This is a genomic window from Marinobacterium aestuarii (assembly GCF_001651805.1).
Lineage (GTDB): Bacteria > Pseudomonadota > Gammaproteobacteria > Pseudomonadales > Balneatricaceae > Marinobacterium_A > Marinobacterium_A aestuarii.
Window position 1 is genome coordinate 2262649 of the sequence record NZ_CP015839.1, and the last position, 26448, is coordinate 2289096.

Annotated in this window: 25 protein-coding genes; 9 read left to right on the plus strand and 16 right to left on the minus strand. The window is 62.4% G+C overall.

Features of this window, described 5'->3' with window-relative positions:
* Window positions 1-68: 68 nt before the first annotated feature.
* From A8C75_RS09970 to A8C75_RS10000, 7 genes are all read left to right on the plus strand, one after another.
* Window positions 69-1643, plus strand: a complete 1575-nt coding sequence (locus tag A8C75_RS09970) for an alkaline phosphatase family protein (protein ID WP_067381469.1) — start codon at window positions 69-71, stop codon at window positions 1641-1643.
* Window positions 1644-1867: 224 nt separating this feature from the next.
* The gene (locus tag A8C75_RS09975) at window positions 1868-2308 is read left to right on the plus strand and encodes a MarR family winged helix-turn-helix transcriptional regulator (RefSeq protein WP_067381472.1); all 441 of its coding nucleotides are present in this window, start codon (window positions 1868-1870) and stop codon (window positions 2306-2308) included.
* A 56-nt stretch (window positions 2309-2364) separates the two neighbouring features.
* Window positions 2365-3096, plus strand: coding sequence for a siderophore-interacting protein (locus A8C75_RS09980; protein ID WP_067381475.1), 732 nt, complete (start codon window positions 2365-2367; stop codon window positions 3094-3096).
* A 259-nt stretch (window positions 3097-3355) separates the two neighbouring features.
* Entirely contained in the window at window positions 3356-4873 is a 1518-nt protein-coding gene (locus A8C75_RS09985; protein ID WP_067381478.1) for an ABC transporter substrate-binding protein, read from the plus strand.
* Entirely contained in the window at window positions 4870-5805 is a 936-nt protein-coding gene (locus A8C75_RS09990; protein ID WP_067381481.1) for an ABC transporter permease, read from the plus strand. Before A8C75_RS09985 ends, A8C75_RS09990 begins: the two co-directional genes overlap by 4 nt.
* A complete protein-coding gene (locus A8C75_RS09995) occupies window positions 5805-6638 on the plus strand; it encodes an ABC transporter permease (protein WP_067381484.1) in 834 nt (277 codons plus the stop codon). Before A8C75_RS09990 ends, A8C75_RS09995 begins: the two co-directional genes overlap by 1 nt.
* Entirely contained in the window at window positions 6635-8035 is a 1401-nt protein-coding gene (locus A8C75_RS10000) for an ABC transporter ATP-binding protein (RefSeq protein WP_067381487.1), read from the plus strand. The genes A8C75_RS09995 and A8C75_RS10000 overlap by 4 nt, the downstream gene beginning before the upstream one ends.
* A gap of 29 nt (window positions 8036-8064) precedes the next feature.
* Here A8C75_RS10000 and A8C75_RS10005 read toward each other — a convergent pair whose 3' ends face one another.
* Complete coding sequence (locus A8C75_RS10005; RefSeq protein WP_227819882.1) at window positions 8065-8706, minus strand: DMT family transporter; 642 nt, start codon at window positions 8704-8706, stop codon at window positions 8065-8067.
* Between A8C75_RS10005 and A8C75_RS23755 the strand changes: the two genes are divergently transcribed.
* Window positions 8705-8983, plus strand: coding sequence for a type 2 periplasmic-binding domain-containing protein (locus A8C75_RS23755; RefSeq protein WP_162272090.1), 279 nt, complete (start codon window positions 8705-8707; stop codon window positions 8981-8983). The two genes, A8C75_RS10005 and A8C75_RS23755, sit on opposite strands and share 2 nt — an antisense overlap.
* Window positions 8984-9026: 43 nt before the next feature.
* Here the strand turns inward: A8C75_RS23755 and A8C75_RS10015 are convergent, their stop codons facing one another.
* Window positions 9027-9365 (minus strand): LysR family transcriptional regulator, encoded by a 339-nt coding sequence (locus A8C75_RS10015; RefSeq protein ID WP_067381495.1) that lies wholly within the window; start codon window positions 9363-9365, stop codon window positions 9027-9029.
* A gap of 383 nt (window positions 9366-9748) precedes the next feature.
* On the opposite strand from A8C75_RS10015, the gene A8C75_RS10020 reads away from it, so the two are divergent.
* Window positions 9749-10366 (plus strand): zinc-binding dehydrogenase, encoded by a 618-nt coding sequence (locus A8C75_RS10020; RefSeq protein WP_269465730.1) that lies wholly within the window; start codon window positions 9749-9751, stop codon window positions 10364-10366.
* Between the two features lie 81 nt (window positions 10367-10447).
* Here the strand turns inward: A8C75_RS10020 and A8C75_RS10025 are convergent, their stop codons facing one another.
* The 14 genes from A8C75_RS10025 to paaG all read right to left on the minus strand — a co-directional run bounded on the left by A8C75_RS10025 (window position 10448) and on the right by paaG (window position 26438).
* Window positions 10448-13063, minus strand: coding sequence for an AMP-binding protein (locus A8C75_RS10025; RefSeq protein ID WP_067381499.1), 2616 nt, complete (start codon window positions 13061-13063; stop codon window positions 10448-10450).
* A 160-nt stretch (window positions 13064-13223) separates the two neighbouring features.
* Window positions 13224-14552 (minus strand): TRAP transporter large permease, encoded by a 1329-nt coding sequence (locus A8C75_RS10030; protein ID WP_067381502.1) that lies wholly within the window; start codon window positions 14550-14552, stop codon window positions 13224-13226.
* Between the two features lie 24 nt (window positions 14553-14576).
* On the minus strand, window positions 14577-15125 hold the full coding sequence (locus tag A8C75_RS10035) for a TRAP transporter small permease (protein ID WP_067381505.1): 549 nt from the start codon (window positions 15123-15125) through the stop codon (window positions 14577-14579).
* A gap of 11 nt (window positions 15126-15136) precedes the next feature.
* Window positions 15137-16156: a TRAP transporter substrate-binding protein gene (locus A8C75_RS10040; RefSeq protein ID WP_067381509.1), complete on the minus strand. Its 1020-nt coding sequence runs from the start codon at window positions 16154-16156 to the stop codon at window positions 15137-15139.
* Between the two features lie 345 nt (window positions 16157-16501).
* Window positions 16502-17572, minus strand: coding sequence for a 1,2-phenylacetyl-CoA epoxidase subunit PaaE (gene paaE, locus A8C75_RS10045; RefSeq protein ID WP_067381512.1), 1071 nt, complete (start codon window positions 17570-17572; stop codon window positions 16502-16504).
* 321 nt (window positions 17573-17893) lie between these two features.
* Window positions 17894-18454 (minus strand): 1,2-phenylacetyl-CoA epoxidase subunit PaaD, encoded by a 561-nt coding sequence (paaD, locus tag A8C75_RS10050; RefSeq protein ID WP_084783946.1) that lies wholly within the window; start codon window positions 18452-18454, stop codon window positions 17894-17896.
* A 41-nt stretch (window positions 18455-18495) separates the two neighbouring features.
* Window positions 18496-19257 carry a 1,2-phenylacetyl-CoA epoxidase subunit PaaC gene (gene paaC, locus A8C75_RS10055; RefSeq protein ID WP_067381515.1) on the minus strand — a complete coding sequence of 254 codons (762 nt, stop codon included), beginning with the start codon at window positions 19255-19257 and terminating at the stop codon, window positions 18496-18498.
* A gap of 12 nt (window positions 19258-19269) precedes the next feature.
* Window positions 19270-19551, minus strand: a complete 282-nt coding sequence (gene paaB / locus A8C75_RS10060; RefSeq protein WP_067381518.1) for a 1,2-phenylacetyl-CoA epoxidase subunit PaaB — start codon at window positions 19549-19551, stop codon at window positions 19270-19272.
* Window positions 19552-19566: 15 nt separating this feature from the next.
* Complete coding sequence (gene paaA / locus A8C75_RS10065) at window positions 19567-20553, minus strand: 1,2-phenylacetyl-CoA epoxidase subunit PaaA (RefSeq protein ID WP_067381521.1); 987 nt, start codon at window positions 20551-20553, stop codon at window positions 19567-19569.
* Window positions 20554-20702: 149 nt separating this feature from the next.
* Window positions 20703-22013 (minus strand): phenylacetate--CoA ligase PaaK, encoded by a 1311-nt coding sequence (gene paaK / locus A8C75_RS10070; protein WP_067381524.1) that lies wholly within the window; start codon window positions 22011-22013, stop codon window positions 20703-20705.
* A gap of 386 nt (window positions 22014-22399) precedes the next feature.
* Window positions 22400-23611 (minus strand): 3-oxoadipyl-CoA thiolase, encoded by a 1212-nt coding sequence (pcaF, locus tag A8C75_RS10075; RefSeq protein WP_067381527.1) that lies wholly within the window; start codon window positions 23609-23611, stop codon window positions 22400-22402.
* Window positions 23608-24120, minus strand: a complete 513-nt coding sequence (gene paaI, locus A8C75_RS10080) for a hydroxyphenylacetyl-CoA thioesterase PaaI (protein WP_067381530.1) — start codon at window positions 24118-24120, stop codon at window positions 23608-23610. The genes pcaF and paaI overlap by 4 nt, the downstream gene beginning before the upstream one ends.
* The gene (gene paaH / locus A8C75_RS10085; RefSeq protein WP_067381532.1) at window positions 24113-25633 is read right to left on the minus strand and encodes a 3-hydroxyacyl-CoA dehydrogenase PaaH; all 1521 of its coding nucleotides are present in this window, start codon (window positions 25631-25633) and stop codon (window positions 24113-24115) included. Before paaH ends, paaI begins: the two co-directional genes overlap by 8 nt.
* A 13-nt stretch (window positions 25634-25646) precedes the next feature.
* Window positions 25647-26438, minus strand: a complete 792-nt coding sequence (gene paaG / locus A8C75_RS10090; RefSeq protein WP_067381535.1) for a 2-(1,2-epoxy-1,2-dihydrophenyl)acetyl-CoA isomerase PaaG — start codon at window positions 26436-26438, stop codon at window positions 25647-25649.
* Window positions 26439-26448 lie beyond the last annotated feature (10 nt).

The following is a 26448-nucleotide window of genomic DNA, read 5'->3' on the forward strand; positions in this document are numbered from 1 at the left end:
GTAGACCGACACTTAGACCGGTGCCTGTACCTGCCCCGGTGTCGCACAGCGTTGTCTGGAAGGTTGATATGGTTAAGAAACCCAATATTTTGTTTATCATGGCTGACCAGTTGCGGGCAGATTATCTGGGCTGCAACGGTCATCCAACGATCAAGACGCCCAATATCGATGCGCTGGCCGCACGGGGAGTGAATTTTACCCGCGCCTATTGCCAGGCCCCAGTGTGCGGGCCCTCACGCATGTCCTTTTATACCGGTCGCTACGCCTCAAGCCACGGTGCCAGCTACAACAACGTACCGTTGCGCATCGGCGAGAAAACCCTGGGTGACTACCTGAGGCCCGAAGGTTACCGCGTGGCGCTGGTGGGTAAAACCCATATGCGACGCGACGACGAGGGCATGCAACGCCTGGGTATTGATGTGCAATCTTCCCGCGGTGTTCTGGTCAGTGAATGTGGCTTCGAACCCTTTGAGCGGGATGATGGTCTGCACCCGGACCAGTCGGTCAATCCGGATCTGAAGTACAACGATTACCTGCGTAGCAAGGGCTACGAGGGCAAGAACCCCTGGCATGATTATGCCAACTCGGCCCTGGGAGCGGATGGCGAAGTCGTCAGCGGCTGGTACATGCGCAACAGCCACCTTGCTGCCCGGGTACGGGAGGAAGATTCGGAAACCGCCTACAGTACCCGGCGCGCCATGGAGTTTATCGAGCAATCCAAGGGCAGCCCCTGGTGCCTGCATCTGAGCTACATCAAGCCGCACTGGCCCTACATGGCGCCCGCCCCTTACCACCAGATGTATGGCAAGGACGATATCCTGCCGGTGGTGCGCAGCGAACAGGAACGAGCGCAGCCGCATCCGGTGGTGGGCGCCTTTATGGGGCATCCCGAATCCACCGCCTTTGCCCAGGATGAAGTCCGGGAACGGGTGATCCCGACCTACATGGGGCTCATTACCCAGCTGGATGAACATGTTGGCAGACTGGTGGCGTTCCTGGAGCAGCAAGGAGAGCTCGACAATACACTGATCGTGCTGACATCCGACCACGGTGATTACCTGGGTGATCACTGGCTTGGCGAGAAGGAGCTTTTCCACGATGCCAGTGCGCGGATCCCGATGATTCTGGTCGATCCGCGGCCAGAGGCTGATGCAACCCGCGGTGTTCGCTCAGACAGGCTGGTAGAAGCAATTGACCTGGTGCCGACCTTTGTCGAGTCTGCCGGGGGTGGGAACTTCGAGCATGTGCTGGAAGGCCGCTCGCTGTTGGCGCTGATCCGGGGCGAGTCCGCTGCCCAGTGGCGTAGCCATGCCTTTAGTGAAGCCGATTATGCATGGCGCCCGGCACGTACAGAGCTGGGGTTGGCAGCAGACGAGGCCAGAGCCTTCATGGTGACCGACGGCCGCTGGAAATATGTGTACTACGAACATTTCAGCCCGCAGTTATTTGATCTGGTGGCTGACCCTGGCGAACTGCGCGACCTTGCGAGCAATCCGGAATACGCCGAGGTCGGCGAGGAGCTGGCTGAGGCACTGAATCGCTGGTTCCGTGAACGCAAGATGCGCATTACCATCAGCAACAGCCAGGTTGCGGCCAGCACGGGCTCTGCCCACAAGCGAGGATACCTGTTCGGGCTCTGGTAAACCCCAGCTGCATCCTGTGCCGGAGTTGTGCGGCACCTTGTCTTTCCTGAAGCCGGTACTCAATGTCCGGCTTTTGTCATTTTCCAGTTTGCGACTCGGTTGAGCGTGGGGCTTTGCAGAGCACGGGGTACTGAGCAGCTGCCTACTAACGAGGTATTTATATGGTTGACAACATCAACTATTGTCTTTATGGTTGATAGGATCAACTAATATGGGTGTATTCCATGACAGACAGCGCGATGGGCGAAGCCCTGCATCAACTGCTCCATGCCTATAAAAGGGCGTTGCAGCAGTCCTTCCTGGAGCATGGCATTACCTTTGGTATCGCCCATATTCGTTCCCTTAAAGTGATTCGTGCTGCTCAGGCGTCGCCTGAATCCGATTGTACCGCCCAGCAAATTGCTGCACGGCTGCAGCGTGACAAGGCCCAGATCGCCCGCCTGGTGAAGGACCTGCTGGCGGCAGAGCTGATCGAGAAACAGGACAACGCGCAGGATCGGCGCAGTCAGATCCTGCGCCTGACCCCGGCGGGGGAGGCAATGTATGCGCGTATCCAGGCCGCGGAGCGGCATACGAGCCAGCGTATGGCCAAGGGGTTGAACGAGGATGAGGTGCATACCTTTGTCCGTCTGGCCAAAGGCATGACACGCAATCTCAAGCCCTGAACCGTCCTGCCGTATTGGCGACCCCGTTTCGGCACTTATCTTTCTACGGAGATCCCATGACCCGACCTTTACCCCGCGAATTGACCCTGCTTCGCAAAGCCCAATTGACGCCCAACATGCTGCGTGTGACGCTCGGGGGCAGTGCCATGGCCGAGTTCCCGGCCGACCAGGCCAGTGCTTACGTGAAGTTGATTTTTGCCGCCCAGGGCGGGGCCCGGCCTGTGATGCGTACCTATACGGTACGGGCGCAGCGGGAGGCGGAAATTGATATAGATTTTGTAATCCACCAGGATGGCGGCCCCGCATCGCGCTGGGCACTGGAGGCGCAACCGGGTGATCGCATTCGGGTGGGTGGCCCGGGCCCGAAAAAGATGCTTGATTACAGTGCCGACTGGTTTCTGATCGCGGGCGACATGACAGCCCTGCCGGCCATCAGCGTGAATCTGGAACAGCTGCCGCGAGATGCCAGGGGTTATGCGGTGATCGAAATCATTGACCAGGCTGACATCCAGCCGCTGGCGGCCCCCGACAATATCGACATCCACTGGGTGCTGAATCCACACCCGGGCACCCGCGACAACGTTCTCCTCGACCAGGTGCAGCAGCTGCCCTGGTTTGAGGGGCGCCCCAGCGTCTGGTGTGCCTGTGAGTTTTCCAGCATGCGCAGGCTACGCGAGCATCTGCGTGCCCGGCCGGAACTCGACCGGAGCAACCTCTATATTTCCAGCTACTGGAAGCTTGGGGTTGGCGAGGAAGCGCACAAGGTACTGAAACGGGCTGACAGTTGAGGGCGCTCCACGGCGGGTAAGGGGCCTGCAAGGGGACCCCGACTGTCAGTCTGTGCATTGCATTGCGCTGGGCTGTAAGCCAGCGCAGCGGCGTGCATCCAAGGCTCTGGTGCACTGGGCGTTGATCCTCTGCAGGCAGATGCCCGATGAGCAGAGTTCCCGGGTCAGAGCCGACAGGCAGGTGTTGCTCGCGATTGACTTTGTGTTATTGGTTATATTATAACATCTCGCTTTCGTTCTGACCCTGGCAACTCGCATCATGATAAAACTGCGTTCAATCCTTATTGGTGCCAGCATGCTGGCCGCCGTATCTGTGCATGCTTCCGATGGCGTACTCGACATAGTGGCGCCCTGGGAAGTTGGCAGTACTGATCCTGCCAAGGCCGGCTATGTGTATACCCGGCTGCAGATCGGCGAAACCCTGGTTGAGGTAAACGATCAGGGCAAGCCCCGACCCGGTCTGGCCGAGAGTTGGACAATCTCTGATGATCAGCTGAGCTGGCGTTTTACCGTGCGCCAGGGTGTGCGCTTCCATGATGGCAGCCCGCTTACCGCCGAGGTGGCGGCCAGGGCGTTGCAGCGGGCTCTGGCCAAGCCGGGCATGCTGGCCGTGGCGCCGATCGAGGCGATAGGCGTAGACGGGGATCAGGTGGTGGTGCGCTTATCCAGCCCCTTTGCGCCGCTACCGGCGTTGCTGGCTCACAGTTCTACCCAGATTCTGGCACCGGCTTCCTACAATGAGGCGGGTGAGGCCAGCCAGGTGATTGGCACCGGCCCTTACCGTATCGAGCGACTGCAGATGCCGCAAAAGCTCAGTGCCACAGTGTTTAACGATTACTGGGGTGAGACTCCTGCCATAGCGAAGCTCAGTTACCTGGCCGCTGGTCGGGGTGAAACCCGGGCGTTGATGGCGCAAAGCGGTGATGCCGACATCGTCTTTACCCTGGACCCGGCCAGCCAGGCACGGCTGCAGCGTGACAGCAGGCTCGAGGTACACGGGGTGGCCATTTCCCGCACCCTGTCTCTCAAGATCAATGCCGGCCATCCCTTTCTGGCCGATCCCAAGGCGCGGCAGGCCCTGAGCCTGGCGCTGGATCGCCGTGGCATGGCGGCAGGGTTGCTGCGAACCCCTGAGGCGGCGGCCAGTCAGTTGTTTCCACCCACTATGGGCGACTGGCACCTGCAGGCATTATCCGGTGCCGAGCGGGATCTGGAGCAGGCGAGGGCATTGCTGGCCGGGCTGGGCTGGAAGGCAGACGACAAGGGCATGCTGAGCCGCAATGGCAAGCCATTTACCCTGACCCTGACCACATTCGCGGACAGGCCCGAGCTGCCGTTGCTGGCGACTGCCATCCAGGCTCAGCTGCGCGAACTGGGCGTTGCGTTGGTGGTGAATGTCAGTAACGCCAGTGAAATTCCGGCCGGCCATCGAGATGGCAGCCTGCAGCTGGCCCTGGTTGCCCGCAACTTTGCTCTGGTGTCTGATCCTCTGGGCACCCTGTTGCAGGACTTCGGTCCCCGGGGAGGCGACTGGGGTGCCATGAACTGGCACTCGGCGCGTCTGGGCGAGATCCTGCAGCAATTGCTGCAGGAAACCGACAGCCAGACTGCGCTCGGGTTGCGCCAGGAAGCGGCCCGCTTGCTGCACAGGGAGCTGCCGATGATCCCGTTAGCCTGGTATCAGCAGAGTGCCGCTGTATCCAGCAAGGTGGCCGGCTTTAGCATCGATCCATTCGAGCGCAGTTACCGGGTGAGTGACATGAGGTGGGTGCAGTGATTCCGGTGTTGAGTTATCGGCTGATGCAGGCCGTTCTGGTGGCACTGATGGTCGGGGTGCTCACCTTTATCCTTACCCATGCCCTGCCCGGGGACATGGCGTTTCGCATCGCCGCCGGTCGCTACGGTTACGACTATGTAAATGCCGCCGCCGCTGCAGCGGTAGGCGCCGAGTTGGGGCTGGGCTTGCCCGCCTGGCAGGCACTGGGTTACTGGCTGTGGGACCTGCTGCGCCTGGATCTGGGTCAGTCATTGGTGAGCGGGGAGGCGGTGGTCGATGAGCTGCGCCATCAGCTGGGTCATTCCTTGCAGCTGGCCGTTGCCGCCGTGGGGCTGTCGATGCTGCTGGGCCCGCCTATCGGCATTTTGGCTGGGCTTCACCCCGGTGGCCGGATTGATCGGCTGACCCTGCTGTTGGCTACCGTGCTGCGGGCCTTGCCACAATTCGTGATTGGCATTCTGCTGGTGATGCTGCTTGCCGTACAGCTTGGCTGGTTACCCGCTGCCGGTCACGGCACGGCGGCGCATACTCTGCTGCCGGCATTGACCCTGGCGCTGGGGCTGGCCGCTGTGGCTTGCCGAGTGAGTCGCAACGCCATGCAGGACGTGGCCGGTTCGGCCTTTTATGCCTTTGGTCGCACCAAGGGTCTTAGCGAGAGGCGGGTATTCAGCCGGCACGGCCTGCGCAACGTGGCGGTGCCGGTGCTGGCCCATCAGGCCATGCAGCTGGTGTACCTGATTGAAGGAGTGGTGGTGGTGGAAACCCTGTTCGCCTGGCCCGGTATCGGCCATGCCCTTGTGCACGCCATCGTGGCGCGGGATGTACCCATGATCCAGGGCACCGCCCTGGTACTGGGACTGATGTTCGTGCTGATGAATGCCCTGGTGGATCTGCTGTGCCACCGTATCGATCCACGAAGGAGGGAAGCCTGATGCAAACCGCCACTCTGGTCACGCCGGCGGCGGTCACCGTCGAGCGCCGCCTGTTAAATTCCCGTCAGCGTCTGGGGGTCGGCCTGTTGCTGGCCCTGGCGTTACTGGGTTTTGGCCTGCCACTGATCAGTGATCTGGATCCGGCCCGTCAGAACCTGAGCCAGATCCTGGCAGCTCCGAGCCTGGCCGAGCCGTTCGGTACCGATCATCTGGGTCGCAGCATGCTGGCCCGCATGGCCTCGGCCGTGCAGCTTTCCCTCGGCCTTGCCTTGCTTGGGGTCGTCACTGCGGCTGTGCCCGGCGTACTGCTGGGAGTGCTGGCCGGCTGGCGCGGTGGCTGGGTCGACCGCTGCCTGACTGTACTGGCCGATACCCTGCTGGCGTTACCGGGATTGTTGCTGGTGCTACTGCTGGTCGCCATCGCGCCCGGCAGTTTCTGGGCCCTGTATGTGGGCATTGCCCTGGTACTGTGGATTGAATATTTCCGCGTGGTACGACAGACCACTGTGCGTTTGATGGTCTCGCCCCAGATAGAAGCGTCGCGGCTGCTTGGCTTTGGCCCTGGCTACATCCTACGCCGCCACCTTTGGCCGGCCCTGGCGCCGGTGGTGCTGACGTTGGGCGCCTTTGGCGCCGCCACTGCGATCCTGGCCATTGCGGCTCTGGGCTTTGTCAGTGTGGGGCTGCGCCCGCCGACCGCAGAGCTTGGGCTAATGATGACCGAGCTGTTGCCCTATTACCATGATGCGCCCTGGGTGCTGTTACAGCCCATCACGGCGGTGTTCCTGCTGGTCCTGGCGCTTAATCTGCTGGCAGGAGGGCGCAAGCCATGACCGAACTGTTGCAAGTGGAACAGCTGGCTGTGGCGGGCATTGTGCAACCGCTGTCGTTCAGCCTCAAGGCCGGTCGGCCGCTGACCCTGCTGGGGGAAACCGGCTCTGGAAAAAGCCTGATTGCCCAGGCCATTATGGGCAACCTTCCGGCGGCGCTGCGCGGCCGGGGGCAGGTCTGGCTGCGCGGCGAGGAACTCACCGCACTCGATGTCGCCGCCCGACGCAGGCTTTGGGGGCGAGAGCTGGCCATGTTGCCCCAGGAACCCTGGTTGGCACTGGATCCGACCATGAAGGCCGGTGAGCAGGTGGCCGAAGGGTACCGCTACGTGGCCGGGGCCGACTGGGTTCAGGCGCGCAGCCAGGCGGCACAGGATCTGACCCGGCTTGGTCTGGGCCACGCCATCCACTGGCTGCCGGGCCAGCTTTCGGGCGGGATGATGCAACGACTGGCTTTTGCGGCCGCGAGTACCGGCGGTGCCAATATCGTTATTGCCGATGAGCCCACCAAGGGGCTGGATGCGACCAGCAGAGACCAGGTAACCGGCCTGCTCAGGCAGGTGGCGCAGGGGGGCGGAGGCCTGCTGACCATCACCCACGACATCGCGGTGGCCCGGCAGCTGGGTGGCGACGTGATGATAGTGCGCAACGGCGAGGTCCTGGAGTCTGGCCCGGCAGAGCAGGTACTCAGGGCGCCAACCAGTGATTACGGGCGGGCCCTGCTGGCGGCGGAACCCGCTGCCTGGCCCGCACTTGCACCACTCAAGGCCGGCGGCCCGGTACTCAGGGTCGAGGGGCTGACCAAGGCAAGAGGCGACCGCCTTCTGTTTCAGGATCTGTCTTTCGAGCTTCACGGGGGTGAGGTGATGGCTGTGGTGGGCCCCAGCGGCTGCGGCAAGAGTACCCTGGGCAGTCTCTGTTTGGGGCTGCTGGAGCCGGATGCCGGCACTGTATGGCGCGATGCAGCCTTGCCTCGCCTGCGTTACCAGAAACTCTACCAGGATCCTCCCGCCGCTTTCGCGCCTTATTGCAGCCTGGGGCAGAGCCTCAGGGATGTGGTGCGGCTGCACAAAAAGGATTGGGCCGAAGTGGAACGGCTGTTGCCGCAGCTGGGGCTTTCGCGAGGTCTGCTGGCGCGCAGGCCGCAGGAAGTGTCGGGTGGCGAGTTGCAACGGCTGGCAATCCTGCGCATCCTGCTGCTGGATCCGGTGTTGCTGTTTGCCGATGAGCCCACCTCCCGCCTGGACCTGGTGACCCAGCAGCAGACGATTAAACTGCTGACCGATCTGGCCCGGGATCGGGGCTGTGCCCTGCTGCTGGTGAGCCACGAAGCCGAGCTGGTCAGCAAGGTCGCCGACCGCACCCTGCAGTTTACGTCCAGTGGCGTGCTGCAAGGCTAAGAGCGCAACCGGCGCTGCTGGAGAGCAACTCAGGTCGTTTTCGGGCCGGCACGGTGTTTCAGGGACGCGAGGGCCTGCTGCACCGTGGTGTACCCACTGACCAGCAGGATGCCTGTGAGCACGAACAGGGCGCCGAGCAGGAAGCGGGGCTCGATCGGCTCATCCAGTAACCAGGCGCCCAGTGCCACGCCGAACAGGGGCGTCAGGAAAGAAAAAGCTCCCAGACGCGATGCCAGGTAGTGTTTTAGCAGCCAGAACCACAGCAGCAGGCTGGCAAAGGACACCACCACGGACTGGAACGCCAGGCTCGCCCAGACCGCAGGCGTCGGGTTAAAGGTGGTTTGACCCTGCCAGATCGAAAAAATCATCAACACGACAAAGGCGACGACCAGCTGGTACATCAGGGTATGGGTGGCCGGCAGGCGGGACAGGCCGGTGGTTCTGAGTACCACCGTTGTCATGCCCCAGGCGGCGCCGGCCAGCAGTGCCAGGGTATCGCCCCAGAGCATGGACCCAAGGTCCGGTGTTTCGGTCTCGGATGCCGGGCCCAGAAAGGCCACGGCAATGCCGGAAAACGCCAGCAGTATACCAAGCCATTGCAGGGGCGCCAGGCGTTCCGATGCGACCTTGAAGTGCAGCCCGAGGGCGGAGAACAGCGGTGCCGTGTACATGAAAATCACCACGTGGGCGGCACTGGTATGGCGCAGGCTCTCACCCATCAACAGGTACTCCCAAACCAGCCATGCGATTGAAGCGGCGGAGCAGGGGATGGGTGTCGCCCTGGTACCCTCACTTTTCGTGGAGGCGGCGCTGGGCTGTGGGAGCCTGGTACAGGCGCTGGGGGACGAGTACCGCCTGGATAGCGAGGCGGGCTTTTACATTATTACGTCGCAGCCGGTGCGGCCGGAGTCCGCCTGTGGCCGGGTTATCAGCTGGCTGCTGGCCTAGGCCCGGGAAGCGAGAGATGGGAGCAGCAATAACAAGCCATAAGCTATGCCGCGCCGGATTGCCGGCTGTTCAGCTGCGCGGCGGCCTGTTGCATGCAGCTGGCAACCTGTTGCACCGCGGTCTGGTCGATTGTCGCTGACCAGCACAGGTTGATGTGCAGCTGCTTGCTGTAATCAAGCAGGGTTTCCCCGGCCGCGGTAAGGCGGATGCCCTGGTTACTGCGCTCCAGCAGGCGGGCGCCGAGCTGTTCTTCGAGGCGCTTGATCTGCATGCTGACCGCGGCCTGGGAGCGAAATACAGCAGCGGCGGCCTTTTTCAACTCGCCGGCCTTGACGACCTCGCAAAAGGTGCGCAGCAGTTCAAGATCGAGTACAGGTTCCATTGTGACTCCCGGTTATGGGGACATCCGCGAGGCATTCGGGCGGAAGTAGACCCTGGTTCTTCATAAATATTGAATTAATGGTTTACTTGTATTTGTTTGGCTGAAATATGCAGGCTTTTTAAGGTGTCAGGCAAGAGATGATCAGTATTGATCTTTTTGCATACGAACCGACGGCAGAGATGACATGAACAGCAATTCCATTGCGAAGCAGATGGCGGGCGTCCAGCTCAGTGGGCACGGTGGATTCGACAAGCTGCAGTACCGGCAGGATCTTGCCGTGCCGCAACCGGGGGCCGGCGAGGTATTGATCCGCGTGGGCGCGGCGGGTATCAACAATACCGACATCAATACCCGGATTGGCTGGTATTCCAAGGGTGTCAGAGGTGCCACCAACCAGGGCGCAGCCCAGGGCTTTGACACCCTGCGCCTACTCCACGGCGGAGGGCATGCTCGAACGTGCCCGGCTGGGCGCAGAGGAGAGGGTGCTGATTACCGGTGCGTCCGGTGGTGTAGGCTCGGCGGCGGTGCAGCTGGCCAAGCGTCGTGGTGCTTACGTGATCGCGGTCTGTGGTGAGCAAAAGCGCGATGACGTGCTGGCACTGGGCGCAGATGAGGTGATCGCCCGGGGTGGAAATCTGGTGGCGGCGCTGGGCGCGGACAGCGTCGATGTGGTGGTGGATCTGGTGGCCGGGCCGCAGTGGCCGCAGCTATGTGAGGTGCTGTGCCGGGGTGGGCGTTATACCGTGTCCGGTGCCATCGCGGGGCCGCTGGTGGAGCTGGACGTGCGCACGCTTTATCTCAAGGATCTGACCTTTTTGGGCTGTACCTGGCAGCCAAGGGCCGTGTTCGAGAACCTGATTGGCTATATCGAACGGGGCGAGATTCGCCCGCTGGTGGCAAAAAGCTATCCGCTGGAACAGATTGTGGAGGCGCAGGAGGCTTTCATGGCGAAAACCTTTACCGGCAAGCTGGTGCTGGTTCCGCCACAGGAGAAGGCTTGATCCCCGGCCACAAACCAGGCGCAGCCGGGTGTGGCGGCTCGGTATAGCCGCCAGCCTTTGCCAGGTGGTGCCGGGCGCCGCTTACCGAGCGGCGCTCGCGAGCTGTTCCGGCTCCCGTTCCTTGCGTTCCAGGCGCTGTGCCAGCAGGCGACGCTGCGCGGTGGCGGCGAGCAGCCCGAGGCCGATACCGCCGGTGATGGCGATGATATCGATCACCGGGCCGCGGGCCTCGATACCCGCCAGGGGCAGCAGTACCTCGGGCACCAGCCGGTGCAGCAGGTAAATGGGAAAAGCGGCCTGGGCGAGGCGCATGACCGGCCGTATGGCGCAGCGGGGCAGGTGGACCTGTGGCACGAAGCACAATAACCCCACGAGGGCGAGCAGGCTCATGTACTTGATCCAGCCACCAAGCCAGTTGCCGCCCAGGTACGCGGCCAGGGGCATGATCAGGCAGGCCAGGCCCAGCACAAGCAGGCGGTCGCGTTGCGTCTGGGCCGTGCTGATACACCAGCCCAGCGCAAACATGTAGAGAACCCAGGGCACGGTAAAGAGTGCCCGGCCCTGCATGGGCCAGATTTCAGGGACGGTAAACCGCAGGGCTGCTGCGACGGCGAAAAGGCAGAGGCCAAAGCCGAAGCGCTTTTTGTCCCGGGTATGGGTGTTGCCTGCCAGGGCGCGCCGCAGGGGCGGGATCATGAAGGGAATGGCGATCAGCAGCGAGATCTGTACGTAGGCCTCCACGAACCAGTAGAGGTAGGGCAGCATCTGCTGGGTTTCAGGTGTGGTGAGGGCAAAGTTCCCCAGCAGCAGTGCCGATACCCAGGGTATCTCGCCCCAGGCCAGGGAATAGCCCGCCAGTACCCCATAGTAGGGCACCAGCACCCCCAGCATCGGCGTGAAATAGGCCCGCATGTCGCCGCTGGCCAGGGCATCCCAGCGATAGGCGGCAATGCTCATGCCCATCAGGATGATCATTGCCGCCGAGCCGCCATAAAGGGGCCAGAGCGTCTGGTGCGACACTACCACGGCCATGATCGCGAGTACCCGGGCCACCAGCTCGGTGGGCACGCTCTGGCCCCGGGGGGGCTCTGCCTGCTCGAGGTCGGCGATGCTCATGCGTTCCCAGCCCTGGGGTACGCCGCCGATGCGCTCTTCCAGTGCGAGGGTCAGTTCCACATGGCTGAGGGAGTCGCCGCCCAGGCTGGCGAAGCTGTCCCCGGCCTCTACGGGGCGCGGGGCGAAAGTGGCGCGGTAGGCGGCCAGTACGCTGTTGTTGCGCGGCTTGCTGGCGAACTGTGCCTTGAGCGCGGGGTAATCAACCTTGCCGTTGCTGCGTCTTGGCAGCGCCTCTAGCAGCTGTATATCGAAATGTTGCAGCCCGATGCCGCTGAGCTCGGCGGCGCGGGCCCGGATCTCCCCCGGATCGTGGGTGGCGCCGATCACGGCGATACCGATGCGCCGGTCATCCCCCCAGACGGCAACCTCGCGCCCGGCATCACAGAGGGCGCGTTCCAGGGCGTCGTGACCGATGCGCAGGCCCGCAATCTTGGACATGCGTGACAGTCGCCCGGTGATACGGTAAATGCCGTTGCTGTCGCGCCGGGCCAGGTCACCGGTGGCCAGTTCCCTGAGTTCGGCGCCGCGGGCCAGGTCCGTCTGGTCCTGGGCATAGCCCATCATTACATTGGCGCCACGGTAGATGAGTTCGCCTTCGGCCTCGGGTGCCTGGAGGGTGCGGCCCTGTTCATCGCGCAGTGCAAGTTCACCACCGGGAATGGCGATACCGATCGCATCGGGTGCCTGTTGCGCCAGCGCAGGCGGCAGCCAGGCGATACGGGCGCAGGCCTCGGTCTGGCCGTACATGACCTGGAAGCGCCCCCCGCGGGCTTCCATCCGTGCCGCCCACTGGCTCACATTCTGTGGTGCCATGGCGCCACCGGCGACGCTCAGGAAACGCAGGCTGGAAGGCAGGGATCGGTCCAGCCCGGCGCTTTCGAGCAGGCTGAAGTGATGCGGCACGCCGGCAAGGTTGGTAGCGCCGCTCTGTGCAAGGGCAGCACCGAAACCGGGGGTCAGTACCGTGTCGGGATGCAGCCACAGGCTTGCGCCGCACAGCAGGTGCGAGTGCAGCACCGAGAGGCCGTAGGAATAATGCAGCGGCAGGACCAGGGCGGCGCGATCCGCTGCATTGAGTTCCAGGTATTCTGCGATGGATTCGGCATTGGCCTGTAGCGCCGCGGCCGAGAGTCGCACCCCGCGTCCCTGGCCGGTGCTGCCCGAGGTTTGCAGCAGCAGTGCCAGGTCCGGATGCAGCGGCGTTGCCGGGCCAGCATGGGTGCGCAGCTGCCAGCGGCCGTCGATGTGGCGAAAGCTGGCGGCGGGGCGGAAACGCTGCTCGAGCGCCTGTGCTGCATCAGTGGCGCCTGCGGGTATCGGCAGCACCGCATGGCCTGCGGCCAGGGTGCCAATGTAAGCACTGATCGCCACCGGATCCGAGGCGGCTTCAATCGCTATCAGTCGGCGGCTGCCATGCTGATCCGGCTGCTTTGCAGCGGGCGTACCCAGGCTTTCGGCCAGGTTGGCGCCAAAGGCGTCTGCCTGGTCGGCAAGCTGTGCATAGCTTAGCGTCGTGCCCTGGGTGTCCAGCAGGCAGGGGCGGGCGCCGAAGGCCCGGAGGTGGTCGAGATCGAAAAACATCGTGACTACTCGTGTCGTACGGGTGCAACAGGGTCGGGGGCTCAGCCGGCTATTGTAACCATAGATGCGAGTAGTTCCTATTCACTTTTGTAAATAAGAGTAAGTCGTATTATTGATGCGTTTAAGAGCAGGCCCCTGTGTTCGGGGCCTGCCCTGCGCTCTAGCGGTACAGTAGCTGGGGCAGCACCAGGGATACCCAGCTGACCAGGGTGATCAGCGTCAGACGAATGATATCGGCGCACCAGAAGGGGGTGATGCCCCTGAAGATGGTGCCGGTGCGCACATCCGGCAGCACGGCGCTGAGCACAAAGACGTTCATCCCTACCGGGGGGGTGATCAGGCTGATCTCGGTGACGATCACCACGACGATGCCGAACCAGACCGGATCGAAGCCCAGGCTCTGCACCAGCGGGAAGAAGATCGGTACCGTGAGCAGCAGCATCGACAGGCTTTCGAACACCATCCCCAGGATCATGTAGATCATCAGGATGACGAAGATCACCGCCATGGGCGATATGTCCAGCGAGGTAACGAAGGTCAGCAACTCGTCCGGCAGGCCGGCGCGGTTGATGAAGTTCGAGAAAATCAGCGCGCCTATCAGCACCGTGAACAGCATGGCGCTGGTGCGGGCGGTGTCGGTTAGCAGTTCGAACAGCGAACTCAGCGTCAGGGACTTGCGCAAGAGGGCGATCACAAAGGCACCGCCGGCGCCTATGCCGGCCGCTTCCGTGGGGGTAAAGACGCCGAGGTAAATGCCTCCCATCACCAGCATGAACAGCAGCAGGATATCGCGCACATCCTTGAGTGCACTCAGGCGTTGCGGCCAGCTCTGACGCTCGCCGCCGGGGCCCTTTTCGGGGTTGCGCCAGACCACCCAGCGCACCGCACCCAGGTACAGCAGTATGCCGATCATGCCGGGGATAAAGCCGGCGGCAAAGAGTTCACGGATGCTGGTTTCGGTCAGCAGGCCGTAGATTACCAGGATCACGCTGGGGGGAATCAGGATGCCCAGGGTACCGCCGGCGGCAATGGAGGCGGTGGCGAGCGAGTCATCGTAACCGTATTTGCGCATCGGTGGCATGGCGACCTTGGCCATGGTGGCGGAGGTGGCGAGGCTCGAGCCGCAGATGGCGGAGAAACCGCCGCAGGCAACCACGGTGGCCATCGAGAGGCCGCCTTTCATGTGGCCCATAAAGGCGTTGGAGGCGCGGTAGAGCTCATGGGACAGTCCTGAGCGGGTGACCAGGTTGCCCATGAGGATAAACAGCGGAATCACCGACAGGCTGTATTCCTGGGCGGTGGAAATGACCCGGGATGACGCCATGGCCAGCGGGGCCGTCCAGCGGAAATCCATCAGGTTGTCGATGCGCAGGCCCGACAGGTAGGCGAAGCCGAAAAAGCCCACCAGGGCCATGGCGAAGGCCAACGGAATACGCACCATTACAATGAGCAACAAAAGCAGGGCAAAGCCTATCAGGGCGACAGTCATGGCATTGGGTTCCGAATATTGTTCTTATTGCGGGATGTCTTGGGCGTCACTGCCGTGTCCGGGAGTGCGGCCCGCGAACAGGCGGTACAGGCCCCAGCCCAGGGTGCCGGCGGCGGCGATCCAGCACATCGCGCCGATGTACTGCACCACGTAACCGGTGGGCATCTGCAGATGCTCGGTCACTTCGTTGCGACGGATCGAGCGCGCCGCCTGGGCAAATACCTGCTGGCCGAGAAAGAACAGTGCGGTCGAAATCAGCAGTACCGACAGCACTTCCATGGCGCGTACCCAGGCGGGGCCTAAGTGGTTGTCCATGATATCGACCACCACATGGGTGGCGCGCCAGGTGATCACCGGTATCTCGGCGAAGACGATAATGGCGATGGCGATTTCGGTCATTTCGACCGCGCCATCCACCGCATTGCTGAAGAAATAGCGGCCGATGACATCGGCGCAGGTCAGCAGCATCAGCAGCGCCAGGGCGAGGGCCGCCAACGCCTCAAGGGCGAAGGCGAGCCAGCGAACCGGGCCTTTCTCTTTGTAGTGCTGGTGCAGCCAGGCAGAGAAATGCATGGGGTGACTCCTCAGTGCTGATAGCTACGGGCAGCGTCGCGCAGTTCCTGCAAAGCGGCCTTTGCATCCACGTCCAGGTCGCTGACTTCTTGCAGCCATACATCATCCAGGCCCGCGGCCAGGGTGCGGAACTCGTCCATCATGGGGGCATTGGTGTCGATTTCGACGACATTGACGCCGTTACTGCGGCTTTCGGCCAGGGCATCGGTACCGCACTGGTCCCAGACTTCCCCCGCCAGGCGCGACAGTTTCTCGCCGGAGACGCTGCGAATGGCGGCCTGGTCGGCCTCCGACAGGTCAGCCATAAAGTCCTGGTTGATGAAGATGCCGAAGCTACCCAGGTAGAGTCCGCCCGGTAGCAGGGTGAGGTGGGTGGCGACTTCACTCAGGCGCAGGGTTTTCTGTTCGCACACCGGCAGCAGGGCGCCGTCGATCACACCCTGTTGCATCATTTCGTAGACCTTGGGGGCCGGCGCGTTGACGGCGGTGACATGCAGGCGTTCACCCAGGATGCTCTGGACGCCGCCGCCCAGGCGAATTTTCTTGCCCTCAAGCTCCGCCAGGCTGTTGACGGGGGCCGCGGTCTGAATCTGGCCGGGGGCATGGGTGAACAGGCCGACCACCTCGAGCCCGACATGCTCGTTGGCCTGGGCCAGGTATTTTTCGTGGATGCGCCAGTAGGCCACGGAGGCCGCCTCGGCATTGGCGCCCAGCAGTGGCTGCTCAACGATCTGGGTCAGGCGAAAGCGCCCCGGTACGTAACCGTGGAAGGACCAGCCGGCATCGGCCACGCCGTCTTCCACCAGGGTGAACATGTCCTTGGGATGACCCAGGTCGTAGTCGATTTTAAGGCTGACACGGCCCTCGGTGGCGTCCTCTATCCACTTGCCCCAGGTGGGCAGCACCACGGCATTATGCGGGTGGGTTGGTGGCAGCCAGCTGGCCACGTGCATCTGGGTTTCGGCCAGCACGGAGGTCGCGGACAGGGCGAGGACGGAGGTCGCGAGGGCAATGAGTTTTTTGGCGTTCATCGAAGTATCCTTATTATGGTTATCAACTTTCGTGCAATGATCGGTGCTAAAGCCGCCAGGCCGCACTTAGGTCGCAGCATGGATGCTATCCAGATTAACGCCGGCACGGGCGCTGATCATCGGGGTCTTGCTCACAACATTGTTTCTTTTGTGGAAATAATCCTGGCTCCTGCGGTGTTGTTACCGCAGGAATCGGGGTTGGTTTACAGGGTATTGAAAAGCGTTGGCGAAGCAGCCAAGACAAGGCAAAAATCCGTGAGAAACCGCAGTTTACGTGTTGTAAATGAGGATTTTGAACGGATTTTTAACGCTGAATTGGCCATGCAGGTAGCTTTTCAATCCCTGTCAGTGATCGAAGTCCAGCACCACCTTGTCAGTCAGTGGATAGCACTGGCACGACAGCACGTAGCCTTCGCGCAGTTCGTATTCTTCCAGGGCGAAATTGGCGTCCATTTCCACTTCACCTTCCAGCACCCGGGCGCGACAGGTCGAGCAGACGCCGGCCTTGCAGGAGTAGGGCAGGTCGGCGCCATGGGCGTTGCCGGCATCCAGAATGCTGTCACTGTTCTTGGCCAGCTCAAACGCCAGCTGGCGACCATCGGAAATCACCGTCACCTGGCACAGCTCGGTTGGGGCATCCGCTGGCGCTTCACGCCGGCGCTGTTGCTGGGCACCGGTGGCGGCAAAGAGTTCAAAGTGAATGCGAGATTTGTCGAGCTGGTGGGCTTGCAGCTCTTCAGTCACCGTTTCGATCAGGGTCTGGGGACCGCAGAGGAAGGCGGCATCGAGTTTGGGTACATCGAGCCAGCGATCAAACAGGGCGCGGCACTTGTCGGCGTCGATGCGGCCGTTGTACAGCTCTATGTCCTGCTGCTCGCGGGTCATGATGAACACCAGGTTGAAGCGGCCCATATAGCGGTTCTTCAGGTCCTCGAGCTGTTCGCGCAGCAGGGTGCTGGCGGTGGCGCGATTACCATAGAAGAGGGTGAAGTGGCTGTTGGGTTCGGCTTCCAGGGTGCTCTTGATGATCGACAGGATGGGCGTGATACCGCTGCCCGCAGCCACGGCCAGATAGCTGCCGCTGCGGGCGCTGTCGAGCTCCGTGTAGAAATGCCCTGAGGGCGGCATGGCTTCGAGCTGCATGCCGGCCCTGGCGCTGTCATTCAGGTAGTTGGAAAAGAGACCGCCGGACACCCGTTTGACGGCAATACGCAGTTCGCCGTCATTAACGCCGCTACAAATAGAGTAGGAGCGGCGCACTTCTTCGTCATCCAGGGTGGTACGCAGCACCAGATGCTGGCCCTGGGTAAAGCTGAATTCCTGTTTCAGGTCAGCGGGGACAGTAAAGGCAATGGATACCGCGTCCCGGGTTTCCTGGCGTACGTCCGCAACGTCCAGCAGATGAAAACGGCTCATAATTTTCTCACTCTTGTTAGCTCTGTTCGGTTAGCGGTCAGGCTCGCGTCTGGCAAGGCTGCTGTTGGGTTAGCGCCGTGCATGCTGTGTCTGTGTTGGGTTTTGGCCCTGCGTTCTACGAATTCTGAAATGTCATTTGTAGTTGGTAATTGGTAATTGGTAATTGGTAATTGGTGATTGGTGATTGGTAGTTCGTGGTTCGTGGTTCGTGATTCGTAGGTTGATGGAGCGCAGCGCAACCCAACAGTCCGAAACCCAAGATTCCGGAACCTAACCTTCGTTACTCAACGGCTGTCCACAGGTGCTATGGGCAGCAGCTGTTTATATGCACTTGAAGTAGTCGAAAGGTTCGAGGCAGTCGGTGCAGCGATAGAGCGCCTTGCAGGCGGTGGAACCAAATTCGCTGACCCGCTCTGTGTGCTCCGAGCCACATTGCGGGCAGGCGACGATGGGATCTTCCCCCAGCAGGCTGCGTTTGCTGGCGCTGCCCACCGGTGGGGCTATGCCGTAGTCACGCAGCTTGTTGCGCCCGCTCTCGCTGATCCAGTCGGTGGTCCAGGCCGGTGCCAGCTGCTGCCTGAGCTGCACATCCGGGATACCGGCCTGGTGCAGCGCCTGCAGAATCTCCTCCTCGATAAAGGCGGTGGCCGGGCAGCCGGAGTAGGTGGGCGTCAGCGTGACCTGCAGGCGCTGCTGCTGCCATTCCAGGTCTCGAATAATGCCCAGCTCCACCACGCTCACCACCGGCACCTCCGGATCCAGCACCCTGTCCAGTATGTCCCAGACGCCTTGCAGCGACGGCAACTGCGCTCTGATCAGCGGCGTGCGGTCGCTGACGATCAGGCTATTGGCCCTGTGGCTCATAAGCGGTGGCTGACGCATGGCGATACCTCCAGTATTCGACGCTAGGGTTCTGAATCGGCCTACCAGACCGCGTCCGGATAGGCGCGGGGCAGGAACTGCATTTCGGCCAGCAGAAAGCCCAGCTGTTCGCCGTGCAGTCCCTGTTTGCCACCGCGTTGCATGTAGCTGTCCTGTGCCGGGCAGCACAGCGTTGCCTCGGTCAGGGTGGTGCTTACATGGGCCTGCCACTGTGCCGTGATGGCGGTCATGTCGGGGACGATACCGGCGGCGACAAGGGGCGCATCGATGGCGTCGGTCATCATCATTTCGCCGCTGTAGGTCCAGATGTCGTCTATGGCCTGCTGCATCTTCTGGTGACTTTCCTCGGTGCCGTCCCCCAGGCGCTTGATCCAGGCGCTGGAACGGCGCAGGTGGTAGGTCACTTCCTTCAGGCCCTTGGCAGCAATGGCGGCGACCTGCTCATCGGTGCTGTGCTGCAGTGCCTGCAGCAGGTAATAGTGCCAGGCATCGAACAGGTACTGACGTGCCAGGGTATCGGCGTAGTTGCCATTGCTCTGTTCGCTGATCAGCAGGTTGCGGTATTCGCGCTCGTTGCGGCCAAACACCAGGTCGTCGGCACTGCGGCCTTCGCCCTGCAGCTGGGCCGCGTACTCCAGCCAGCTGCGGGCCTGGCCGAAAAGGTCCAGTGCCACGTTGCCCAGCGCCAGCTCTTCTTCCAGCACCGGGGCGTGGCCAATCCATTCGCACAGTCGCTGGGCGAGGATGATATTGCTGTCGCCCAGGCGCAGCAGGTATTCGGTCAAGGCGTGTTGCGTGGTCATGCGGTGCCTCCGTTACATGTGGCCGACTTCTTTGGGGAGATCGTAGAAGGTGGCATGGCGATAGACCTTGTCGTCATTGGGGTCGAACAGCGGGTCCTTGTCATCCGGCGATGAGGCGGTGATCTGCGCCGAGGGCATGACCCAGAGGCTGACACCTTCGCTGCGGCGGGTGTACAGCTCGCGGGCGTTTTCCAGGGCCATGGTGGCATCGGCGGCGTGCACGCTGCCAACATGCTTGTGATTCAGGCCGTGCTTGCTGCGTACAAATACTTCAAAAAGGGTCCAGTCAGACATGGGCGTGTCCTCGTTTTAAGCGGCTTCTTGTTGCTGTTTTTTGGCGTAGGCGTGGGCGGCTTCGCGCACCCAGGCGCCGTTGTCGTAGGCGTCGCGACGGGTCTTGAGGCGCTCCCTGTTGCAGGGGCCGTTACCCTTGAGCACGCTGTAGAACTCGCTCCAGTCGATGGCGCCGAAGTCGTAGTGACCGCGCTCTTCGTTCCACTTCAGCTCGGGGTCCGGCACGGTGCAGCCCAGCAGTTCGAGCTGCGGGATGGTCTGATCGATAAAGCGCTGGCGCAGGTCATCGTTGCTCATGCGCTTGATCTTCCACTGCATGGACTGCGCCGAGTTTGGCGAGTCGCTGTCGTGGGGGCCAAACATCATCAGAGAGGGCCACCAGAAGCGGTTGATCGAGTCCTGCACCATGGCTTTCTGTTCCTCGGTGCCGTTGTGCATCATCTCCAGCAGGATCTGGTAACCCTGACGCTGGTGGAAGCTCTCCTCCTTGCAAATTCTAATCATGGCACGGGAATATGGGCCATAAGATGTTCTTTGTAGTACAACCTGGTTGACGATGGCGGCGCCATCGACCAGCCAGCCGATGGTGCCCATATCGGCCCAGCTGCGGGACGGGTAGTTGAAGATGCTGGAGTATTTCACTTCGCCGCTGTGCAGCTTTTCCAGTTCTTCATCCCGGTCGGCGCCCAGGGTTTCCACGGCGCTGTACAGGTACAGGCCGTGGCCGGCTTCATCCTGGATCTTGGCCAGCAGCTGCAGCTTGCGCTTGAGGTTTGGCGCCCGGGTGAGCCAGTTCTTCTCTGGCAGCATGCCGACGATTTCGGAGTGGGCGTGCTGCGACATCTGCCGAATCAGGGTGCGACGATAGGCTTCCGGCATCCAGTTCTTGGCTTCGATCTTGATGTCGGCATCGATTTTTTCCTGGAAGTGCCGCTCTTGGGGGGCCATTTCATCCAGTGTCTTGACGCGTTTAACGCCGGTATCTACCAGTTGTGCGTACATAAAGGCTCCTGTTCATTTCAACTGCATGCGCCCAGGCGCTGTCTGTTGATTAGGATTATATGACACGATAATAATAAGTAAAGATAAAAATACGTGTCATATTAAGATTAAAAAAAGGGCAGACCTGTGAGGGCCTGCCCGCAGTGGTATCAGCGCAGGTCTGTAACGTGCCTGGCCTTGCCTTCGGAGCGGGTCAGGCTGCCGGGCGCCGTGACTCTGATGGCGGTGCTGATGCCGATATAGGACTTGATATGGTGTGACAGAGTCTTGATCACGCGGGCCTTGCCTTCGGCACCAATGCCGGCGGCCTCGGGTTTGAGCTCGACCTTCACTTCCACCTGATCCAGGTTGCCATTGCGGCTGATGACCATCTCGTAGTGGGGCGAGAGTTCCGCCAGGCGCAGTATCTGTTCCTCGACCTGGGTCGGGAACACATTGACGCCACGGATGATAAGCATGTCGTCGCTGCGGCCGGTAATTTTGTCGATACGGCGCATGGGCCTTGCGGTGCCCGGCAGCAGGCGGGTGAGGTCCCGGGTGCGGTAACGAATAATGGGCAGGGCTTCCTTGGTGAGGGTGGTGAACACCAGCTCGCCATAGTCGCCGTCCGGCAGCACGTCGCCGGTCGCAGGATCAATGATTTCCGGGTAGAAGAGGTCCTCCCACAGGGTGGGGCCGTCCTTGGTTTCGAGGCACTCCATGCCGACACCGGGGCCCATCACCTCGGACAGGCCGTAGATGTCCATGGCATCAATGCCCAGGCGCCGTTCCAGTTCCGTGCGCATGGTGCCGGTCCAGGGCTCGGCGCCGAACACGCCCAGGCGCAGGTTCAACTGGTGCGGATCCACACCCTGGCGGTCCATTTCATCGGCCAGGTTGAGCATGTAGGACGGTGTGACCATGAGCACATCGGGGTTGAAGTCACGGATCAGCTGGACCTGTTTTTCGGTCTGGCCGCCGGACATCGGGATCACGGTGCAGCCCAGGCGCTCGGCGCCGTAGTGCGCCCCCAGGCCGCCGGTAAAGAGGCCATAGCCGTAGGCCACATGGACGATGTCGCCGGCATGGGCACCGGCGGCCCGCAGGGAACGGGCCACAACGTTGGCCCAGGTATCGATATCCTTCTGGGTATAGCCCACGACCGTCGGTTTGCCGGTGGTGCCGCTGGAGGCGTGCAGGCGCACGATATCCCGCATCGGCACGGCAAACATGCCGTAGGGGTAGTTGTCCCGCAGGTCGTTTTTTACCGTGAACGGGAACTTCGCCAGGTCCGCCAGGCTGCTAAGCTCGCTCGGATGCACGCCGGCGGCATCGAAGCTCTGGCGGTAGAAGGGCACATTTTCGTAGGCATGCAGCAGGCTCCAGCGCATGCGCTCAAGCTGGGTCTGGCGCAGCGCGTCGATACTGGCCGTTTCGATCGGGTCCAGAAGATGAGTCATTTTTTTTACCGGGCTGTTCATGGCAGTCATTCCTGTTCTTTATTGTTGTCGCTTTGCCTGGCGCTGTCGCGTTACTGCAGCGCTGCGGCGGGCTGGGGCATTCTTAAAAAGACATAAGGCAAATGGACTAAGGCGAATCGGTATCAAGCATCCAGGCGTTCTATGACCATGGCGATGCCCTGGCCCACGCCTATGCAGATGTTGATGCAGATGCTGCAAAGGGCGTAATGGCCCTGGCGTCGCTCCGCATTGTTCGTACTGGCGCTGGCATGGGGTTAGTCGCCCAGGCGTTCTATGACCATGGCGATGCTCTGGCCCACGCCGATGCAGATGTTGATGCAGATGCTGCAAAGGGCGTACCGGCCCTGGCGTCGCTCCGCATTGTTCGTACTGGCGCTGGCATGGGGTTAGTCGCCCAGGCGCTCAATGATCATGGCAATACCCTGGCCCACGCCTATACACATTGTGCAAAGCGCGTAACGGCCCTGGCGGCGCTCCAGTTCATTCAGGGCCGTTGTGACCAGGCGGGCACCGCTCATGCCCAGCGGATGACCGAGCGCAATGGCGCCGCCGTTGGGGTTGATGTGTTCGGCGTCATCCGGCAGACCCAGATCGCGCAGCACGGCCAGGGCCTGAGCAGCGAAGGCTTCGTTAAGCTCGATGACATCCATCTGTTCAAGTGCAAGACCCGCCTGGGCCAGTACCTTGCGCACCGCCGGCGCCGGGCCAAAGCCCATGATGCGCGGTTCCACGCCGGCGGTGGCCATGCCGACAACGCGGCCACGGGCCTTGAGGCCGTACCGTTCAGCGCCCGCCCGGCTTGCCAGCAGCAGGGCACAGGCACCGTCGTTGACACCCGAGGCATTGCCGGCGGTGACGCTGCCACCCTCGCGAAAGGGCGTGGCGAGTTTTGCCAGGGTTTCGATGCGGGTGTCGCCGCGCGGGTGCTCGTCGGTGTCGAACAGCACTGCATCGCCCTTGCGCTGCGGGATGCTCACCGGCACGATTTCCTCGGCCAGACGCCCGGCCTCGATGGCCGCACAGGTGCGTTGCTGGCTGCGCAGCGCAAAGGCATCCTGGTCTGCACGGGAGATATTGAAATCCGCTGCCACGTTTTCCGCCGTTTCCGGCATGGAGTCTACACCGAACTGGGCCTTCATCAGCCGGTTGACGAAGCGCCAGCCAATGGTGGTGTCGAACATCGCCGCGCTGCGGCTGTAGGCAGATTCGGCCTTGCCCATCACGAAGGGCGCGCGGGACATGGACTCCACGCCGCCGGCGATCATCAGATCAGCCTCGCCGGCCTTAAGGGTACGGGCGGCGAGACCCACGGCATCCATGCCCGACCCGCAGAGGCGGTTCAGGGTGGTGCCGGGTACGGTCACGGGCAGGCCCGCCAGCAGCGCGGACATGCGTGCCACGTTGCGGTTGTCCTCACCGGCCTGGTTGGCGCAGCCGTAGAGAACGTCATCCACCTGGCCCCAGTCCACCGAACTGTTGCGCGCCATCAAGGCCTTGATGGGCACGGCACCCAGGTCATCGGCCCGCACGCTTGCGAGGCTGCCGGCATAGCGACCGATGGGGGTGCGTATCGCATCAATAATCAGAGCCTCTTTCATGCGCGCGTCTCCTTTACAGCTGGTTGGTCTGAGAGCTGTGTATCTGCAGGCTCGGGCAGAAGGGTGCCGCGAACCTGGTGGGATTTACCCCGAAACAGGGCGATGCAGTCGCCATGCTGATTTTCTATGGTCACGTCATAGACGCCAGTGCGGCCGCTGCGCGAGCGCTCTTGGGCGCGGGCGCAGAGCAGGTCGCCAAGCTTGGCCGGAGCCAGGTAGTCGATGCTGCAGCCGGCGCCCAGGGTAATGGCGTTGTAGGTATTGCAGGCGAAGGCAAAGGCGGAATCGGCCAGGGTGAAGATATAGCCGCCGTGGCAGCTGTTGTGACCCTGGATCATGCGCGGGCCAACCGGCATGCGGATAAGGGCGCTGCCGGGGGCGATCTCAAGGATCTCCATTTCCAGTGCCTGGGTGGCGGTGTCTCTGGCGAACATGGCCTGGGCGCAGGCCTCTGCCAGCTGTTGCGGGCTCATCCCGGCCGGGTCTGGTTGGGTGTTTAAGTTAGTCATGCATGGATACTCCTGCAAAGGCATTGCGGCGCAGCAGCACCGAGGGGCGGTAACGGGTTTCGCCATAGCTCTGCTGCAGATGAGTCAGGGTGCGGTGAATGTACTCAAGGCCCAGTCGGTCAGCCCAGGCCAGCGGACCTGCCGGGTAGTTCACGCCAAACTGCATGGCGGTATCGGCGTCGCTGGCGCTGCACACCCCCTGGTGTACGGCATCGGCGGCTGCGTTGGCCAGCATGGCGACGGTACGCAAGACAGCCAGGCCCGGTGCGTCATCCAGCAGAGAGGCTTCAATGCCGGCGGCGCGCAGCAGCGCGACAACGGGCGCGAGGGCGCAGCTAGCGGCCTGGTTGGAGCGGCTGATCGCCAGGCGACGGCAACGGCTGTAATCCAGTGCCAGATCGAACAGCACCAGGTTGCTGATACCCTCAACGGCGGCGCGCTCGGTGGCCATGCGGCCATCGCTGAGCATCAGTACGCTGTCGCCGATGCGCATCAGGCCGCTGCCATCGCGGCGCACCACCTCGATGCCCCTGTCCTTGAAACGCTGCACCAGACCCTCGGCCGGGCCGAGCGAGCCTTCCACCAGAACCTGGCTGGGTATGCTCCCGTCGCCGGTCAGGCTGCGGGGCTCGGCAGGTGCCGCACCGTCGCGGTAATCGTAGAAGCCGCGGCCGCTCTTGCGCCCCAGTCGGCCGCCCTCGACCAGTGCCTGCTGGGTAAGGGATGGCAGAAAGCGGTCGTCACCGTAGTAGGCATCGAATACCGAGCGGGTGACGGCGTAGTTGACGTCGTGACCGATCAGATCCATCAGCTCGAAAGGTCCCATGGGAAAGCCGCCGGCATCGCGCATCAGTGCGTCCAGGGTGGCGCTGTCGGCGGCGCCTTCCTCCAGCAGGCGCAGACCTTCGGCGTAAAAAGGCCGTGCCAGGCGATTGACGATAAAGCCCGGCGTGGACTTGGCCAGCACGGCCTGCTTGCCCCAGCCGCGGGCCGTGGCCAGCAGGCAGTCAGCGATGGCGGGGTCTGTATCCAGCCCTGCAACGACTTCCACCAGTTTCATTACGGGGGCCGGATTAAAAAAATGCAGCCCGGCCAGGTTTTGTGGTCGTGTGAGCCCGGCGGCGATTGAGGTTATCGAGATCGACGAGGTGTTGCTGGCCAGGATGCAGTCGACGCCACAGATTGCCTCGACCTGGGCCAGTACCTGCTGCTTTACGGCGAGGTTCTCGACGATGGCCTCGATCACCAGGCGGGCCGGTGTCAGGTCCTGCAGATCGCTGACCGGGCTCAGGCGCGCCAGTATGGCATCGCGCTGGGCGCTGTCCATCTTGCCGCGTGCCACCTGGCGCTCGAGTCCTTTGGCAATGCTGGCGATACCGGCCTGGGCGGCACCGGCTGCCGTGTCATAGATCATCACCGGGTGGCCTGCGCTGGCGGCGACCTGGGCAATGCCGGCGCCCATGGCGCCGGCGCCGATCACGGCGACGCTCTGTTCTGTGTCCAATGCGTGCATGGATGCTGTCTCCTCAGTGACCTTTGAAGGCGGGGCTGCGTTTGGCCATAAAGGCGGCGACACCTTCGCGGTAGTCGTCGGTGCGCCCGGCCAGGCGCTGCAGATCACGCTCCAGATCGAGTTGCTCGTCCAGGCTGTTGGTGCTGCTGGCGTTGAGGGCGCGCTTGATCATCGACAGCCCCTGGGTGGGCTGCGTTGCCAGGTGTCGGGCGCAGGCCAGGGCGGTGGCGTGCAGATCGCTGTCTTCCACGCAGGACCAGATCATGCCCCACTGGGCGGCCTGTTCGGCGCTGATCTTGTCACCCAGCATGGCGAGGGCGGTGGCCCGGGCCTGGCCCACCAGGCGGGGCAGGGTCCAGGTGCCGCCGGAGTCCGGCAGCAGGCCAAGCTTGCAGAAGGCCTGTATAAAGCTGGCGGAGCGACCGGCAAAGACGATGTCGCAGGCCAGTGCAATATTGGCACCGGCACCGGCGGCGACACCGTTCACGGCGCAGATCACCGGCGCCGGGAAATTGCGCAGTGTCCGGATCATGGGGTTGTAGTAGCGTTCGATCGACAGGCCCAGGTCCGGCCGTTCGGCCCCCGGTGCCACGTTGCGATCCGACAGGTCCTGGCCGGCGCAAAAGCCACGGCCATTGCCGGTGATCATCAGGCAGCGTACGGCGGGATCCCGGCGGGCGCTTTTCAGGGCGTCGCGCACCTCTTCGTGCATCTGGGTGTTAAAGCTGTTGAGGCTGGCGGGGCGGTTCAGGGTCAGCAGGGCGACACCTTCTTCAACGCTGTATTCGATGTGCTGGTACGTCATGGGCAAGGGC